This is a genomic window from Streptomyces sp. 11-1-2 (genome assembly GCF_003595545.1).
In the GTDB taxonomy this organism is placed as follows: Bacteria; Actinomycetota; Actinomycetes; order Streptomycetales; family Streptomycetaceae; genus Streptomyces; species Streptomyces hygroscopicus_B.
This window is the reverse complement of the sequence record NZ_CP022545.1, coordinates 903,835-922,512: the sequence shown is the minus strand read 5'-3', so window position 1 is coordinate 922,512 and position 18,678 is coordinate 903,835. Positions and strand designations below refer to the sequence as shown.

General features: G+C 74.3%; 1 protein-coding gene. It reads right to left on the bottom strand.

Annotated features, from left to right (window positions below):
- Positions 1-9 precede the first annotated feature (9 nt).
- Positions 10-18,648, bottom strand: coding sequence for a non-ribosomal peptide synthetase (locus tag CGL27_RS04240; protein WP_119984636.1), 18,639 nt, complete (start codon positions 18,646-18,648; stop codon positions 10-12).
- Between the last annotated feature and the right edge of the window lie 30 nt (positions 18,649-18,678).

Sequence of the window (18,678 nt, the reverse complement as noted above, 5' to 3'; positions counted from 1 at the left end):
CGTCCTTCCTCACCGGTCGTCGTGGTCGCTGCCGCCGGAAGCGGCGTCTTCGAGTTCGCGCAGGATGTGCTCCTCGACCAGGTCGGCGAGGGCGGAGACGGTGCGCGCGGTCAGAATGTCCCGCGGGGTCAGGTCGACGGCGAACGCCTCCTTGGCGCGGGAGGCGATCAGCAGGCTGCGGACCGAGTCACCGCCCAGCGCGAAGAACTCGTCCTCCACGCCGACCGGCGCCACCCCCAGCACCTCCGACCAGATCTCCGCGATGACCTCCTCGGTGGGGGTACGCGGGGCGATATGGCCGGCCGGTGCGGCGGCGGTGGTGGTGCCGGGGCCGGGCGCGGGCAGCGCCGCGCGGTCGGTCTTGCCGTTCTCGGTGAGCGGCAGCCGGTCCAGCACGGCGAACGCCGACGGGACCATCGGACCCGGGAGCGTGCGGCCCAGATGGGTGCGCAGCTCGGTGTCGGCCGGGGCGGCGGCCCCGGACGCGAGGACCAGATGGGCCACCAGCCGGCGTACACCGGGCTCGTCCTCGCGCACCGTCACCACGGCCTCCGCGACGGCGGGATGGCCGCACAGGGCGGTCTCCACCTCACCGGCCTCGATGCGATGGCCATGCAGCTTCAGCTGGTGGTCGACGCGCCCCAGATGGTGGAGGCGGCCCCGGGCGTCGTAGCGGGCGAGGTCGCCGGTGCGGTACATCCGGGAGCCGGGCGGCCCGAAGGGGTCGGCGAGGAAGCGGGAGGCGGTCAGCCCGGCGCGGCCCAGATAGCCCCGGGCGAGCGACGGACCGCTGACCCACAGCTCGCCGGGCACGCCCACCGGCACCGGGCGCAGCCGCGCGTCGAGCAGACGGACCCGGGTGTTGGGGATGGGCCGCCCGATCGGCGGCGGGGCGGCGTTGGCGTCGAGCGGCTCGGACCAGGTGGCCACCACGGTGGTCTCGGTCGGCCCGTAGGCGTTGATCATGCGGTGGTACGGCGCCCACCGGGCGGCCGGTTCGGCGCCGCAGGCGTCCCCTCCCACGATCAGTGTCCGCAGATCGGGCAGCTCCCGCTCGGTGCCGGCGGGCAGTGTCGCGAGCGCGGCGGGCGGGATGAGGGTGTGCGTGATCCGCTGCCGCCGCAGGATCTCCGCGAGATGGCCGCCCAGCAGCGGGCCGGGCTCGGGCACCACCAGGGCGGCCCCGGACGGCAGCGCCATGCACAGCTCCAGGACGGAGGCGTCGAAGCCGGGCGAGGAGAACTGCAGCACGCGGTCGTCCGGCCGCACCTCGAAGTGCTCGGCCTCGGCGGCGGCGAAGCTCGCGATCCCGCGGTGGGTGACGACCACTCCCTTGGGGGTTCCGGTGGACCCGGAGGTGTAGATCACATAGGCGGGGTCGTCCGGGTGGACGGCGCCGAGGCGGTCCTCGTCCGTGGGGCGGTGCGCCGGGCCGTCCGGGGCCCGGACCTCGGCGGCCCGCTCGATGACGAGATGCGGGGCGGAGTCCTTGAGCATCAACTCGACGCGCTCGGCCGGGTAGTCGGGATCGATGGGCAGATAGGCGCCCCCGGCCTTGGCCACCGCGAGCCGGGCGACGACGGACTCCACCGACCGGGGCAGCACCAGCGCGACGATCCGCCCGGGGCCCACGCCCTGCCCGATGAGGTGGTGCGCGAGGCGGTTGGCCCGGCCGTCCAGCTCCGCGTAGGTCAGCCGCAGGCGCAGGGAGTCCACCGCCACCGCGTCCGGGCCGCGGTCCACCGCCGCCTCGAACAGCTCGGCCCAAGTCGCCTCGGGCACGTGCCGGGCGGTGTCGTTCCAGTCCACCAGAAGCCGGTGCCGCTCGGCGGCCGGAAGGACATCGATGTGGTCCAGCGGCAGATCGTCGGGGGCCGCGGCCAGCGCGCCGAGGAGATGGGTGAGCCGGTCCGCCAGCGCCTCGGCGGTGGCCTCCTCGAACAGCCGCGGATCGTAGCCGAGTTCCACGGACAGTTCGGATCCGGGCGAGACCACCACGGTCAGCGCGTAGTTGGTGGACTCCAGGGCGTTCAGATCGCGCACCCGCAGCCCGTGCTCGGCCGCGGCGGAGCTGTTGATGGGGTAGTTCTCGAACACCACCAGGCTCTCGAAGAGGTCCATCCCGGCGGGGAGTTCGCTCCAGCCGCGCAGCTCGGACAGCGGCACATGGCCGAAGCCGCGCGCGTCCGCCTGCTCGGCCTGCAGTTCCCGCAGCCAGGCGGCGGTCCCGGCGGCGCCCGCCACCGCGCACCGCACCGGCAGGGTGTTGATGAAGATGCCGGTGATGTCGTCAGCGCCGGGCAGCTCCGCCGGCCGCCCGGAGACCGTCGTCCCGAAGCAGACGTCCGATTCGCCGCTCAAGCGGGATACGAGCAATGCCCAAGCGCCCTGCACGACCGTATTCATGGTGAGCCGGTGCCGCCGGGCGAAGTCCTGGAGGGCGGCGGTGTCCTGCTCGCCGAGCCGGTGCGACAGCCAGTGCGAGGACCGGGTCGCGATGTCCGGCGTCGGCCTGCGGTCATAGGGGAGGGGAGTGGGAGCGGTGAATCCCTCCAGGGCCTGCCGCCAGTGCGCCTCGGCGCGCGTGCGGTCCTGGCGGCCGAGCCAGGCGACGTAGTCCGCGAACGGCCTGCGGGCTTGCAGCCTCGGCTGCTCACCGGCGGCCAGGGCGGCATGGGCGGCGAAGACATCGCCGAGCACCTGGAAGACGCTCCATCCGTCCAGCAGCACATGGTGGAAGGTCCACAACACCCGCACCTCACCGGGCGAGAGCCGGGCCAGGGTGACGCGGAGCAGCGGGGCCGCGGCGAGATCGATTCCGCGGTCGCGGTCCTGCTCCAGCAGCCGCTCGAGCGCGGCCGTGCGCTCGTCCTCCGTGAGGCCGGTCCAGTCCAGCTCCTCGACCGGTACGACCGCGGTGCGGCGCACGACCATCAGCGGCTCGGCCACACCGTGCACCACCACCTCGCCGCGCAGCACCGGGGTGCGATCCACGACATGCTGCCAGGCGGCGGCCAGCACCCGGGAGTCGGCGACCCCGTCGAGGACGAATGTCGCCTGCTCCACATAGAGCCCTTGGTCCCGCTGGGCCAGTGCGTGGAAGAGCAGCCCGGACTGGGTCGGGGTCAGCGGATGGATATCGGCCACGTCCCGGCCGTCGCCCGCCAGCCGGTCGACGGTCGCCTGGTCCAGCGCGGCCAGCGGGAAGTCCGAGGGCGTCCGCCCGCCCGCGTCGGGGCGGGTGCACAGCCGGACGATCGCCCGCAGCTCCTCCACCATCTCCTCGGCGAGCCGGCGCACCGTGGCGTTCCGGTGCAGCGACCGGGAGTAGGACCAGCTCAGTTCGAGCCGACGGTCCGTCACCCGGCCGATCACATCGAGGAGATGCGGCCGGTCCGCCTCGGGGCTCATATCGCCCTCCAGCCCACCGGTCAGGGCGTACAGCAGACCATCCGCCGCGGGCGGCTCCCAGTCCTGCTGCCCGAGGTAGTTGAAGCTGATCTTCGGGGCGGCGGGGAGGCCGGAGGCGGCCGTTCCGGACAGATGACGCAGCGCGCCGTAGCCCAGGCCGTTCCCGGGGATCGCCCGCAGCCGCTCCTTGACGGCCTTCAGTGTCCGCTCCAGCCCCCAGTCGGCGGGTGTCTCCAGCGCGACGGGGTACATGCTGGTGAACCAGCCGACCGTACGGGACAGATCGACGCCTTCGAAGATCTCCTCCCGGCCGTGCCCCTCCAGGGCCACCGCCACCCGGTCCCGGCCGGTCCAGCGGGCCAGCACCCGGCCCAGGGCGCAGAGCAGGACGTCGTTGACCCGGGTCCGGTACGCGCCCGGCACCTCCTGCAACAGCAGACGGGTCTCCTCGGCGCCGAGCCGGACGGTCACCTCGTCCTCGAAGGCCGCGGTGTTGGGGCCTTCGCCGTCCGTGGGCAGGTCGGTGCAGCCGTGGGTGGCCGCCCAGTGGTCGCGCTCCGCGTCGAAGCCCCCGGCGGCGGTGTGCTCGTTCAGGCGCCGCGCCCAGGTGCGGAACGACGTGGTCTTGGCGCCCGGTTCCACCGTCCGGCCCGCGGCGATCTGCCGGTAGGCGGTGTCCAGGTCCTCCAGCACGATGCGCCAGGAGACGGCGTCGACCACCAGATGGTGGGCCGTCAGCAGCAGCACGGGCCGTTCCCCCTCGCCCCGGGTGAAGAGCGCCGCGTGCAGCAGCGGCCCCCGGGCCAGGTCGAACCCGGCCCGAATCCGCCCGGCCGTCTCCCGCAGCACCGCGTCCCGGCGTCCCGGCGCCACGGCGGACAGGTCGTGGAGGTCCAGCACCGGCTGGTCCTCCGGCGGCGCGTTGTGCTGGCGTACGGCGCCGTCCGCGGTCCGCTCGAAGCGCAGCCGCAGGGCGTCATGCTGGGTCATCACCGTGGACAGGGCGGCCCGCAGCGCGTTCTCGTCCACCGGCGCGGTCAGCTCGGCCGAGACCGACTGGGTGAAGTGCCCGGCGGTGGTGGGCAGTTGCTCGAAGAGCCAGTGCTGGATCGGGGTCAGCGGCACCTCCCCGACGACCGGGTCCTGCTCGTGAGCGGCCGTCGTGGCCGGGGCCTCCCTGGCAGCCGTGGCCAGGTCCGCCACGGTCTGGTGGACGAAGAGATGGCGCGGGGTCAGCTCGATACCGGCCCGCCGGGCGGCGGAGACGATCTGGATGCTGAGGATGGAATCGCCGCCGAGGGCGAAGTAGTTGTCCTCCACGCCGATTCGCTCCACCCCGAGGACCTCCGCCCAGATGGTGGCGAGGGCCTTCTCGGTCTCCGTGCGCGGCTCCACATGGCCGGTGGTGCGGGCCGCCCAGACGGGGGCGGGCAGCGCACGCCGGTCCAGCTTGCCGCTGGACCCCAGCGGCAGCCGGTCCAGGACGACCACGGCCGAGGGGACCATATGGTCCGGCAGGCTCGTGGTGAGGAAGGCGCGGATCGCGGCGGAGTCGACCGGCGCGGCGCCGGGGACCTGCACCACATAGCCGGCCAGGCGCTTGTGACCGCCGGTGTCGACGACGGCCGCGGCCGCCTCGGCGACATCGGGGTGGCGTGCCAGCGCGGCCTCGACCTCGCCCAGTTCGATCCGGAAGCCGCGTACCTTGACCTGGTCGTCGGTTCTGCCGAGGTACTCCAGCTGCCCCCGCTCGTCCCAGCGGACCAGATCGCCGGTGCGGTACATCCGGCCGCCCGCGGGGCCGAACGGATCGGCCGTGAACCGCTGCGCGGTCAGCCCCGGCCGGCCGAAGTACCCCCGGGCCAGGCCCGGACCCGCCAGATACAGCTCGCCCGGCACACCGACCGGCACCGGCCGCAGCCGCGCGTCCAGGGCGTAGGCCCGGGTGGCGGCGACCGGGGCGCCGATGGGCGGGGTGCGGTCGGGATCGGCGGGGTCGCAGGTCCAGGCGGTGGCGTAGACGGTCGCCTCGGTGGGCCCGTAGATGTTCGCCACCCGGCAGCCGGGGATGGCCGCGCGGACCTCCTGGACGGTGCGGGCGGCGAGCCCCTCGCCCGCCAGCACCACCGTGCCGGCCGTCACCGAGACCGACCCCTTGCCGAGCACCTGCCCGAGCGCCGAGGGCACGGCGCTGATCAGGCTCGCCGTCCAGGCTTCCGTCCGCTCGGCCAGGGTGAGCAGATCGCGGACGATCTCGACGGCGCCGCCGGTCAGCAGCGGGCAGAGGATCTCGAAGACCGACACATCGAAGTTGAGCGAGGTCGAGGCCACCACATGGGACAGCCCCTGGGCGCCGAACTCCTCCCGCGCCCACGCGGCCAGCGCGGCCACGCTCTGATGGGTGACCACGACGCCCTTGGGCGTACCGGTCGACCCCGAGGTGTGGATGGCGTACGCCGGATGGCCGGGGTCCAGCGGGCAGCGCCGCTCGGCGTCGCCGATGTCCTGCGCGGGCAGCTCGGCCAGCCGTCGGCCGAACTCCGTGTCGTCCAGCAGGATCCGGCCGCCCGCCCCGGCGGGGATGCGGTCCGCCACGTCCCCGGTGGTCACCACCGTGTCCGGGGCGATGTCGCCGAGCATGAAGGCGATCCGCTCCGCCGGATACGCCGGGTCGACCGGGAGATAGGCCGCCCCGCTCTTGAGCACCGCCAGTACGGCCACCACCAGCTCCGGGGTGCGCGGCAGCGCGAGGGCCACGAACCGTTCCGGCCCGGTGCCCGAGGCGATCAGCAGCCGGGCGAGCCGGTTGGCGCGCTCGTTCAGCTCCCGGTAGGTCAGCCGTCCGCCGTCGCCCATCACCGCCACCGCGTCCGGGGTACGGGCCGCCTGCGCCTCGAAGAGCGCGGGCAGCACCGCGTGCGGCGCGGCGGCGACCGGGCCGCTGAAGCGGTCGAGGATCCCGCGCGTCTCGCCCTCGCTGATCAGCGGCAGGTCGTCCAGCCGGCGCTCCGGATCGGCGGCCATCTCCTCCAGCAGCGTGCGCAGACACGCCCCCAGCCGCTCGATCGTCGGGGCGTCGAAGGCGGCGGGGTCGTAGTCCAGTGAGATCGACAGCCGCTCCTCGGGCGCCACCACGACGCTGAGCGCGAAGTTGGTGGGCTCCACATCCCGCTCCTGCCGGATGCCGAGGCCGTGAGCCGTGATGGCCTCGCCGTCGAACGGGTAGTTCTCGAAGACCACGATCGAGTCGAAGAGGCTCACCCCGCCGGGCACCTCGCTCCAGCTCCCCAACTGGGCCAGGGACACGGACTCGAAGAGCCGGGCCTCCGACTGCGCCGACTGCAGCTCCCGCAGCCAGTCCAGCAGCCTGCTTTGCCCCGCCACCCGGACCCGGGTGGGGATGGTGTTGATGAACACCCCGACCATGGACTCCACGCCCGGCAGCGCGGCCGGCCGTCCCGAGACGGTGGTGCCGAAGCACAGGTCGTCGGACCCGCTGTACCGGGACAGCAGCAGCGCCCAGGCCCCCTGCACCACCGTGTTCATGGTCAGCCCGCCCCGCTGCGCCGTCGTACGGAGCAGGGCGGACTCCTCGGCGCCGAGGCTGACCCGGTGCGAGCCCGACGAGGCGGTGCGGTGTGCCTCCGACGCGGGCCGGTCGCGCGGCAGTTCGGTGGGCGAGGCGAACCCCGCAAGCGCCGTACGCCAGTACCGCTCGGCCTCCGCCGTGTCCTGCTCACCGAGCCAGCCCAGGTACTCGCGGAACGGCCGGCGGGCGGCCACCACGGGCGCCCGGCCCGTGATGAGCGCCGCGTACCGCTCGCAGACCTCGTCGAAGACCTGCGCCGCGCTCCAGCCGTCGAGCAGCACATGGTGGAAGGTCCAGACGATCCGGACCTCGTCGGCGGACAGCCGGATCAGCGCCAGCCGCATCAGCGGCGCCGTGGCCAGGTCGATCCCCTCGGCCCGGTCCTCGGCGAGCATGCGGAGCAGCTCGGCCTCGCGCCACTCCTCGGACCGCTCCGTCCAGTCGTGGTGGACGATGCGGAGCCTGGCCCCGCGCGTCACGACCTGCAGCGGCTCCGGGGTGTCCGCCCACACCAGATGGGTGCGCAGGATCGGATTGGCGTCCACCGTGTGCCGCCACGCGGTGCCCAGGGCCTGCGGATCGCGCGCCCCGGTCAGTGTCAGCTGGACCTGGTTGACGTAGGTGTCCGACTCCGGATCCATCAGCCCGTGGAACAGCATCCCGGCCTGTGTCGGGGTCAGCGGGTAGATGTCCTCGACCGCCCGGCCGTCGGCGGCGATCCGGTCCACCGCGGTCTGGTCCAGCCGGGCCAGCGGAAAGTCCGACGGGGTCCGGCCGCCCGCCGCGGGGTCGGCGCAGTGGCCGATGATCTCCGTCAGCGCGCGGAGCATCCCCCGCGCCAGCCCGGCCACGGTCTCCTCGGTGTGCGTCCCGGAGCCGTAGTACCAGGTGATCTCCAGGCACCGGCGCTCCACCCGGCCCACGACGTCCAGCAGATGGCTCCGGGCCGTGTCGGGCGCGGCGTCACCGCCCAGACCGTCCCGTACGGTGCGGACGAGACCGGTGTCCTCGGTGTCCTCACCAGTGGCCGACCAGTCGAACTGCCCGAGGTAGTTGAAGCTGATGCCGGGCTCGGCCGCGCCCCGCAGCCCCGAGGCGGGGTCGAGATGGCGCAGCGCGCCGTAGCCGATGCCGTGCGATGGAACGGCCCGCAGTTGCTCCTTGACGGACTTGAGCGTCTCGCCCCAGCCGCCCTCGGCAAGCTCCAGGGCGACCGGATACAGGCTGGTGAACCAGCCGACGGTGCGGGACAGGTCCACCCCGTCCAGCAGATGCTCCTCGCGGCCGTGGCCCTCCAGGTCCACGGCGATCCGGCGCCGCCCGGTCCAGTCGCCGAGCACCCGGCCCAGCGCCGCGAGCAGCACATCGTCCACGCGGGTGCGGTAGACCTCGGGGACCTGCCGCAGCAGCGCGTCGGTGCGCTCCCGGTCCAGCCGGACGGTGATCTGGGCCATGGACGCCACCGTGTTGTCGCCCTCGCCGTCCACGGGCAGCCCGGCGGCGCACTCCGCGGACACCGCCCGCCAGTGGGGGAGTTCGGCGTCGAAACCGCCGGTGGCGGTGTGCTCGGTCAGCTTGTGGGACCAGTCCCGTACGGAGGTGGTGCGCGGGCCGAGGTCGGCCCGCCCGCCCGTGAGCAGCTGCTGGTACGCGGTGTTCAGGTCCTCCAGCAGCACCCGCCAGGAGACACCGTCGACCACGAGGTGGTGGGCGGTCAGGAAGAGCGTCGGCCGCTGCCCGTCTCCGTGGTGGAACAGCCGCGCGGCCAGCAGCGGACCCCGCGCAAGGTCGAATCCGGCCTGTGCCTCCGCCATCGCCGCGTCCTCGGCGGCCCGCCGCTCCGGCGCGCCGAGCCCCGACAGGTCGTCCTCCCGTAAGAGCGCCGGGCTGGTCAGCTCCGGCGGCGGGCAGTACTGCCGGGGGCTTCCGTCGGCCCCGGGCTCGAACCGCGTCCGCAGCGCGTCATGGTGGACCAGCAGCGCGTCGAGCGCCGCGCGCAGCGCGCGGAGGTCCGGATCCCGCTGGAGTTCGACGACCACGGACTGGTTGAAGTGGCCGGGCCGGGCGGCCCGCAGACGTAAGAACCAGTGCTGGATCGGGGTGAGCGGCACCTCGCCGGTCACCGGCCCGGTGTCGGCGGCGGGCGCCGCGGTCGGGGTGGTGACGGTGGCGAGCGAGGCGATCGTGGGGTGCCGGAACAGCTCCCGGGGGGTGAGGGCCAGCCCCGCCTGCCGGGCGCGGGAGGCCACCTGGATGCTGAGGATCGAATCCCCGCCCAGATGGAAGAAGTTGTCCTCGGCGCCGATCCGCTCCCGGCCCAGCAGCGTGCCCCAGATCTCGGCGAGGGTCCGCTCGGCGTCGGTACGGGGCGCCACATATCCCGCCGTCCCGGCCGCCGCCGGATCGGGCGCGGGCAGCTTGCGGCGGTCCACCTTGCCGTTGCGGGTCAGCGGCAGCGCGTCGAGGGTGACGAACGCCGAGGGCACCATGTAGTCGGGCAGCAGGCCACCCAGGAAGGCGCGCAGCTCCCCGGCGCCCGGCACCCCGGCCCCGTGGACCGGCACCGCATAGCCGGTCAGCAGTGTGCGGTCGCCCACGCGGGCGAGCGCGACGACCGCCTGCGCCACGGCCTCGTGGCGGGCCAGCGCGACCTCGATCTCGCCCGGCTCGATGCGGAAGCCCCGGACCTTCAGCTGGTCGTCGGCGCGGCCCTGGAAGCGGAGTTCACCGTCGTCGGTCCAGGCCACGATGTCCCCGGTGCGGTACATCCGGGAGCCGGGCGGCCCGAACGGATCGGCGACATACCGCTCGGCGGTGGCGCCGGGACGGCCGTGGTAGCCGCGGGCCACCCCTGCGCCCGCGATGTACAACTCGCCGGGAATGCCCGGGGGTTGCGGCTGGAGGGCGCCATCGAGGACGTACGTCCGGGTGTTGTCCAGCGGCCGTCCGATGGGCAGCGAGCGCGGCAGCGCCTCCCCGGCGCGGAAGGGGCGCCGGGTGGCGAAGGTCGTGGTCTCGGTGGGCCCGTAGCCGTCCACCACGGTCAGCTCCGGGCAGGCCGCGAGCACCCGGCGCACCGCCCCGGGGGGCACCGCCTCACCGCCGGTCCACACCTCCCGGGCGCCGCGCAGCGCCTCCGGCGCCTCCTGCGCGAGCAGCCGGAACAGCCCGGCGGTCAGCCACAGACAGCTCACCCCGTGCTCCGCGATCGCCCGGCGCACGGTCTCCGCGTCCACGTCCCCGGCGGGCGCCAGCACGGCCCGGCCGCCGCGCAGCAGCGGCACCCACAGCTCGTACGTCGAGGCGTCGAACGCCTGGGGCGAGTGCACCAGTACCCGGTCGTGGCCCGCGAAGGCGCGGTCCGCGACGAGGGCGGTCACATCGCGGTGGCGCACCGCCACCCCCTTGGGCCGCCCGGTGGAGCCCGAAGTGAACATCAGATACAGGGCGTTGTCGGGGGAGAGCGCCACGCTCGGCGGCTCGGACGGGCCGTCGTCTCCGTCGCCGGACTCCACCACCAGCGTCCGCCGGCCGTCCGCGATGTCCGCCGCCGTGCGCTCCCAGGCGCGGTCGGTCAGCAGCACCTCCGCCCCCGCCTCCGCCAGCACGCTCCGCAGCCGGTCCTCGGGGGCGCGGGTGTCCAGTGGTACGTACACCCCGCCCGCCTTGACGACCGCCAGCAGCGCCACCACCAGCTCCACCGACCGGTCCATCAGGACGGCCACCGGACGCTCCGGGCCGACGCCGTGGCCGATGAGCCGGTGGGCCAGCCGGTTGGCGCGGGCGTCCAGCTCCCGGTAGCTCACCGGGCCCGCCTCGCCGTCCAGGGCCGTCGTGTCCGGCGCACTCCGCACCCGGTCGGTGAACATCCCGGCCACCGTGGACTCGGGCAGCGGGATCGCGGTGTCGTTCCACTCCCGGAGCACCTGGTGGCGCCGCACCGAGGTGAGCATCGGAAGGCGCGCCGGCGCCCGGTCCGGGCCGTCGGCCATGGCGGTCAGCAGCACCGTCAGATACTCCGCCAGCCGCCGGGCGGTGGCCGTATCGAACAGCGCCGGGTCGTAGCCGAGCCGCAGCGCCAGCTCCGCGCCGGGGTAGACCACCAGGGACAGCGGGTAGTTGGTGGTCTCGACGCCGTCCAGCTCGCGCAGGGCGAGGCCGTGGGCGGCGGCGAGGTCATCGCCGAGCGGATAGTTCTCGAAGACCACGATGGAGTCGAAGAGGTTCACCCGCTCGGGCAGACCGGTCCAGGACCGCAGCCGGGTGAGCGGTACGAAGTCGAACCGCCGGTCCTCGGTCTGCCCGGCCTGCACCGCGCTCAGCCAGGACAGCAGGGTAGCGCCGGCCGGCACCGTGAGGCGGGTCGGCACGGTGGTGATGAACAGCCCGTTCATCGTCTCCACGCCCGGCAGTTCCGGCGGCCGTCCGGACACCGTGGTCCCGAAGACGACGTCCTCGCGCCCGGACTGCCGGGCCAGCAGCAGCGCCCAGGCGCCCTGCACCACGGTGTTCAGGGTGAGCCCCTCGCCCCGGGCCAGCTCCTGAAGCCGGCCGGTGGTGGCGGCGGGCAGGGTGAGCCGGATGTCCTCGGTGGACTCGGCGTGATGGCTCTCGGTGGGCTCCCGGTCGTACGGCAGCGGGGTGGACTCCGTGAGATCGCCGAGCCGGGCCCGCCAGTGCTCCTCGGCCGGCGCCCCGTCGCGCTCCCGCAGCCACGCCACATAGTCGCTGAACGGGCGGCGGCCGGGCAGACCGGTGGCCAGGTCCGCGCCGGACGCTCCGTCACGCGCCCGCGCATGGCAGTGGAAGACATCCGAGAGCACCTGGAAGAGGCTCCAGCCGTCCAGGATCAGATGGTGGAACGTGCACACCACCTGGACCTCGGTGGCCGACAGCCGGGCCAGCGCCAGCCGCGTCAGCGGGGCGGCGGCCAGGTCGAGACCGCGCTCCCGGTCCTCGGCGAGAAACCCGCGCAGCTCCTCCCGGCGCTCGTCCGGCCCGGACAGCCGACGCCAGTCGAGCAGGGTGACCGGGATCCGCACCCCGCGCTCCACCACCTGGACCGGCTCCGGCACCCCCTCCCACACCACGCGGGCGCGCAACACCTGCGTACGGTCGGCGACCTGCTGCCAGGCCGCGGCCAGCGCCGCCGGATCGGGTACCCCGTCGAGGACGAAACCGAGCTGCTGGAAGTAGGCGCGCCGATCGTCCTGGGCCAGGCTGTGGAACAGCATGCCCGCCTGGGTGGGGGTGAGCGGGTAGATGTCCTCCACCGTGCCGCCGTTCCCCGCCAGCCGGTCCACGGCCGCCTGGTCCAGGGTGGCGAGCGGGAAGTCGGAGGGGGTGCGGCCGCCCGCGCCGGGCGCGCTGCCGTGCCGGGCGATCTCGCACAGCGCCTCGCGGAACTCCTCGGCGAGCCGGGCGACCGTCTCCTCCCGGTGCAGATTCCCGGAGTAGAACCAGGTGAACTCCAGGTCGTCCCCCTCGACCCGGCCCACCACCTCCAGCGGATGCGGGCGCGGCGAGGCCGGGTCGGCGTCCAGGGCCAATTCCCGGTGGAGACCACGGAAGAGGCCGTCGCCACCGCCCGGCGCCTCGAACCGGCCGAGGTAGTTGAAGCTGATCCCGGCCGTGGGACCGTCGGGAAGGCCCTCGCCATCGAGCAGATGACGCCGCACCCCATAGCCCAGACCACGCCGTGGCACGGCCCGCATCTGCTCCTTGACCGACTTGAGGACCTCGCCCCAGCCGCCGTCCGGAAGGTCGAGCGCCACCGGGAAGCGGGTGGTGAACCAGCCGACCGTACGGGAGAGATCCAGGTCCGCGAAGAGCTCCTCGCGGCCGTGGCCCTCCACGTCCACCGGCACCCGGGCGCGCCCGGTCCAGCGGTGCAGCACCCGGGCCAGCGCGCTCAGCAGCACATCGTTGACCTGTGTCCGGTAGACCTCCGGCAGCGTCTGGAGCAGTGCGGTGGTCTCCTCCGGGCCGAGCCGAAGGGTGACCGACCGGGCCGAGGCATACGTGTTCGGCCCCTCCAGGTCCATGGGCAGCGAGGGGTCGCAGGTCCCGGCCAGGCCGGTCCAGTACGCCTCCTCGTCGGCGAACCCGCCCTCGGCCGCATGGGCGCCCAGCTGCAGCGCCCAGCGGCGCAGCGGGGAGGACTTCGCGGGCAGCCCGGCCCCCTCGTCCCGGGCCGCCCGCCGGTAGGCGCTGTCGAGATCCTCCAGGAGGACCCGCCAGGACACCCCGTCCACGACCGCGTGATGGACGGTGAGATGGAGGACCGGGTGCGGCCCGGCGTCCCGGTCGAGCACCGCGCGCAGCAGCGGTTCCCCGGCCAGGTCGAAGCGGCCCAGATGCGCGCCGCCGGTGGTCTTCAGCGGTACACGGACCGCCGCCGCGTCCTCGATCCGCTGGTGCCAGCCGTCGTCCCGGCGGTGGAACCGGGAGCGCAGGGCGTCATGGTGTGCCACCAGCGCGTCCACGGCGTGCCGCAGCGCGTCCTCGTCCACGTCCTCGGGGAGCACCAGGGAGATGGTCTGGTTGAAGTGGCCGGCCCGCTCGGGGTCGGTGGTGAACAGCCAGTGCTGAATGGGGGTCAGCGGCAGCTCCCCGGTGGCCGTCTCGTCCCCGTCGGAGCCGGGCGGCCCGGCCGGGGCCGTGGTGGTGTCCAGATACAGGGCCAGCGCGGCGACCGTCTGGTGGCGGTAGACATCGCGCGAGGTGACGGCGAGCCCGGCCTGCCGTGCCTGGGAGACCAGTTGGATGCTGAGGATCGAATCGCCGCCGAGGGAGAAGAAGTTGTCCTCCACCCCCACCCGCTCCACCCGCAGGACCCGGGCCCAGACCGCCGCCAGGGTCCGCTCGGTGGCGGTGCGGGGCGCCACATACCCCGGTGCCGCGGCCTCGGCCCAGTCCGGCTCGGGGAGCCGGCCGCGGTCCAGCTTGCCGTTGGGGCTCAGGGGCATCCGCTCCAGGACGACGACCGAGGCTGGCACCATGTAGTCGGGCAGCGAACGCCGCAGGAACCGCCGCAGCCCCGCCGGGTCCGGTGCGGCGCCCGCGGCGGCCACCACATACGCGATCAGCCGCGTATGACCGTCCGCCTCCCTTGCGACGGCGGCGGCCTCGGCGATGTCGGGGTGGCGCAGCAGCGCCGTCTCCACCTCGCCCAGCTCGATGCGGAAGCCGCGGATCTTCACCTGGTCATCGGCCCGGCCCAGGTACTCCAGCCGACCGTCGCCGTTCCAGCGGACCAGGTCACCGGTGCGGTACATCCGGCTGCCGGGCCGCGCGAAGGGGTCCGCGAGAAAGCGGTGGGCGGTCAGCCCGGGCCGCCTCAGATAGCCCCGGGCCAGGCCCTGCCCGCCCAGATACAGCTCACCGGTCACCCCGGGCGGCACCAGCCGGAGCGTCGGGTCCAGGACATACGCGCGGGTGCCCGCGACCGGGCGGCCGATCGGCGGGGCCTGCGACGGCGCCTGCCCGTCGCAGAACCAGGCGGTGGCGTAGACCGTGGCCTCGGTCGGCCCGTACAGATTGGCGATCCGGCAGGACGGCATGGCCTTCCGGATGTCCCGTACGGTCTGGGCGGGCAGTGCCTCGCCTGCCAGCACGACGGTCCGGGCCAGGGCCGCCGGGGGATCCTCGCCCAGAAGCCGGGAGAACACCGAGGGCACCCCGCTGAGCAGCCCCCGCGCCCGCGGCCGGCCGCCCGGATCGGTGAGGGCGAGCAGATCCCGCACCACCTCCACACTGCCGCCGGTCAGCAGCGGGCAGAGGAGTTCGAAGACCGACACATCGAAGTTGAGCGAGGTCGAGGCGACCACGTCGGTCAGCCGCTCACGGCCCAGCTCCGCCTCCGCCCAGGCCGCGAGCCCCGCCACGCCGCGGTGGGTGGCCACCACGCCCTTGGGCCGGCCGGTCGATCCAGAGGTGTAGATGACATACGCGGGATGGGCCGGGTCCAGCGGACGGATCCGCTCACCGTCGGTGATGTCGCCGTCCGCGAGCCCGTCCAATTCAGCGCGGACCGCAGGGTCGTCCAGCACCAGCGGTTCGGCGCCCGGGGGCAGGCAGCCGGCCGTCCCGGTGGTGGTGAGGATGGTCGAGGGCGCGGCGTCGTCCAGCATGAACGCGATGCGCTCGGCCGGATAGCCGGGGTCCACCGGCAGATATCCGGCGCCCGCCTTGAGCACCGCCAGCAGGACGACGACGAGTTCGGCCGAGCGCGGCAGGGCGAGGGCCACCAGCCGCTCGGGACCGGCGCCCCGGGCGATGAGCAGCCGCGCCAGCCGGTTGGCGCGCCGGTTCACCGCGTCGTAGGAGAGGCTGGTGTCCTGGCAGGTCACGGCGGTGGCGGCCGGTCGCCGCGCCACCTGGGCGGCGAAGAGATCGGGCAGGGTGGCCTCGATGGCGGTCCGCTCCGGCCCGTTCCAGGCGTCGAGCATCGCATGCCACTCGGCGTCGGCCAGCATCCGCAGCTCGGCCAGGGTGGCGCCCGGATCGGCCACCATGGCGGTCAGCAGCCGGTGCAGATGCCCGGCCATCCGCTCGATCGTGGCCGTGTCGAACAGATCGGAGTTGAACTCGACGGTCAGCCCCAGCGAGCCGTCGTCGCGGGGCAGGAACTCCAGCACCAGATCGAACCGCGCGGCCGGGCGCGGCAGGGAGTGCTCGGTGATCCGCACACCCCCCGCCTCCTGGGCGGGCACCATGGCGCTCTGCTGCACCACGAGCGCCTGCACCAGCGGATTGCGGCTGGGGTCGCGGCGCGGGGCCAGCTCCTCGACGACCCGCTCGAACGGCAGCCGGTCATGGCCGAAGGCGTCCAGCACCGTCTCGCGCATCGCGTCCAGGAACCGCTCGACCGTGCTGTCCCCGTCGACATCGGCGCGCAGCACCAGGGTGTTGACGAAGAAACCGGCGACCGACTCCAGCTCCTTGCGGTGGCGTCCGGCGGTGACGGTGCCGAAGGCGATGTCGCGCTGGCCCGAGTAGCGGGAGAACAGCACCGCGGCGGCGGACGCGAGCAGGGTGAACAGCGTGGTGTCCCGCTCCCTGCCGAGCCGGGTCAGCCCGGCCACCAGCTCGGCGGGCAGCTCGCGGCGGTGCACCTCGCCCGCCGTGGTGCGCACCGGCGGGCGCGGGCGGTCGGTGGGCAGCTCCAGCGTCTGCATCCCGGCCAGCCGGCCCCGCCAGTACTCCAGGTCGGCGTCGTCCGGGGCGGTGGCGGGACGGCCGCGCTCCCAGACCGCGAAGTCCGGGTACTGCAGGGCGGGTTCGGGGAGCGCGGCAGCGGTTCCGGACACTTCGGCGGTGTAGAGCGCGGCCAGCTCGCGCACCAGCACCCCGACCGACCAGCCGTCGGTGACGATGTGATGCTGCGCCAGCAGCAGGATGTGCTCCTCGTCGGCGAGCCGGATCAGCAGCGCCCTGGCCAGCGGCCCCTGTCGCAGGTCGTAGGGGCGGTTCAGCTCGCCGGTCAGGGTGCGGTCGAGCGCCTCGGCGCGCTCCCGTGGCGGATGCCCGCCGAGGTCGACCCGGTCCAGCGGTACGGTCGGCTGCGCGGCCACCTGCTGTACCCCGTGCCCGTCCACGGTGGCGAAGGTGGTGCGCAGGGCGTCATGGCGGGCGGCGAGCCGGTCCAGCGCCCGGCGCAGCGCGGCCGCCTCCAGCGGGCCGTCGAGCCGCAGCCCGGCCCCGGTGTTGTACTCGGTGCCGCCGGAGGTCAGATCGTCCAGGAACCACAGCCGCCGCTGGGCGGAGGACAGCGGCAGCGGACGGTCGCGCGGCGCGGGCGGGATCGGTGCTTCGGGCGCCGCGGGCGCGTCGGTGGCCCCGGCGGGCAGCCGGCCCGCCAGCCGCGCCACCGTCCTGGCGTCGAGCAGGTCGCGCAGCGAGAGCTCCACGCCCAGTTCGGCCCGGACGCGGGTGAGCAGCCGCACTCCGAGGATGGAGTCGCCGCCCAGGCCCAGGAAGTCGTCCTCCACGCCCACCGTGTCCACCGGCAGCACCTCGGACCAGATACGGGCCAGGGCCTCCTCGGCGGGGGTGCGCGGGGCGATATGGCGCCAGGCGCCGTCCGGCGCGGAGCGCGGGGCGGGCAGCGCCTGCCGGTCGATCTTGCGGTGCGGGGTGAGGGGGAACGCGTCCAGCACCACATAGGCGGACGGCACCATATGTGCCGGCAGCACCCGGGCCGCCGCGGCGCGCACCTCCGCGGCCTTCGGCGGGGTCCCGCCGCTGGGCGGCACCAGATAGGCGACCAGCCGCTTCTGGCCGGGCTCGTCCTCCCGTACGGTGACCACGGCCGTGCCCACCTGGGGGTGGCGGGCCAACGCGGCCTCCACCTCGCCCAGTTCGATGCGGAAGCCGCGTATCTTGACCTGGTGGTCGGCCCGGCCGAGGAATTCCAGTTCACCGTCGGCGTTCCAGCGGACCAGGTCACCGGTGCGGTACAGCCGGGAGCCGGGCGGGCCGAAGGGGCAGGCGGTGAACCGCTCGGCGGTCAGCCCCGGCCGGTCGAGATAGCCGCGGGCCAGGCCCGCGCCGCTGACGCAGAGCTCTCCCGTGGCGCCGACCGGCACCTGCCGCGCCGCCTCGTCCAGCACGAACACCCGGGTGTTGGGAAGCGGACGGCCGATCGGCGGGGCGCCGGAGCCCGCCGCCAGGGCGTCCGTCCAGGTGGCCACGACCGTGGCCTCGGTCGGGCCGTAGGAGTTGACCAGCCGCCGCCCGGGCGCCCACAGGTCCACCAGATCGGCGGGGCAGGCCTCCGCGCCCACGATCAGGGTGCGGAAGTCGGGCAGCCCGTCGTGGAGTTCTTCCGGCGGCACGGTCGCGAGCGCCGCCGGGGGGATCAGGGCATGGGTCACCCGCTTCTCCCGCAGCACCGAGGCCAGCTCGGCGCCCAGCAGGGGCCCCTCCGGGGGCACCACCAGCGCCGCCCCGGCGAGCAGGGAGGAGCACAGCTCCAGGACGGAGGCGTCGAAGCTCGGCGAGGAGAACTGCAGCACCCGGTCGCCCGGCCGGACCCGGTAGTGGGCCGTCGTCGCGGCCGAGAAGTTCCCCAGACCGGCGTGCGGCACCAGTACGCCCTTCGGCACACCCGTGGATCCGGAGGTGTAGATGACATACGCGGGATGCTCGGGGAGCAGCGGGCCGAGCAGGTCCGCCCGGCCGGGTGCGTGATCGGGGCCCGCCCCGGCCGCCACCTCCCGGATCCGCGCCGGGTCGTCGAGCACGGTCACCGGCCGGGCGTCGGCCAGCATCATGGCGCGGCGCTCCTCGGGATGCGCCGGATCGATCGGGAGGTACGCGCCGCCGGCCTTCGCCACCGCCAGCTCGGCCACCACCAGTTCGGCCGAGCGGGGCAGGACCAGGGCCACCACCCGCTCCGGCCCCACGCCCTGCCCGATGAGGTGGTGGGCCAGCCGGTTGGCCCAGCGCTCGACCTCGCCGAAGGACCACTCGCGGTCGTCCGTCACCAGGGCCGGCGCCTTGGGGGTGCGCCTCGCCCATACGGCGAAGAGCTCGCCGAGCGGCGCGCGGGAGACGGCACGGTCCGTGGCGTTCCACGCCGCCGGAGGGAGGTCCGGGACATCCTGGGGTGCGGACACCGATGAGGTCGCGTAGTGGTCCGTCATGGCGGGGTGTGGCCCTTCAGAGCGGTTGAA

Bases quoted from the DNA above. Each gene is read 5' to 3' on its own strand.
- CGL27_RS04240 (WP_119984636.1), bottom strand. From the start codon at position 18,648: ATGACGGACCACTACGCGACCTCATCGGTGTCCGCACCCCAGGATGTC.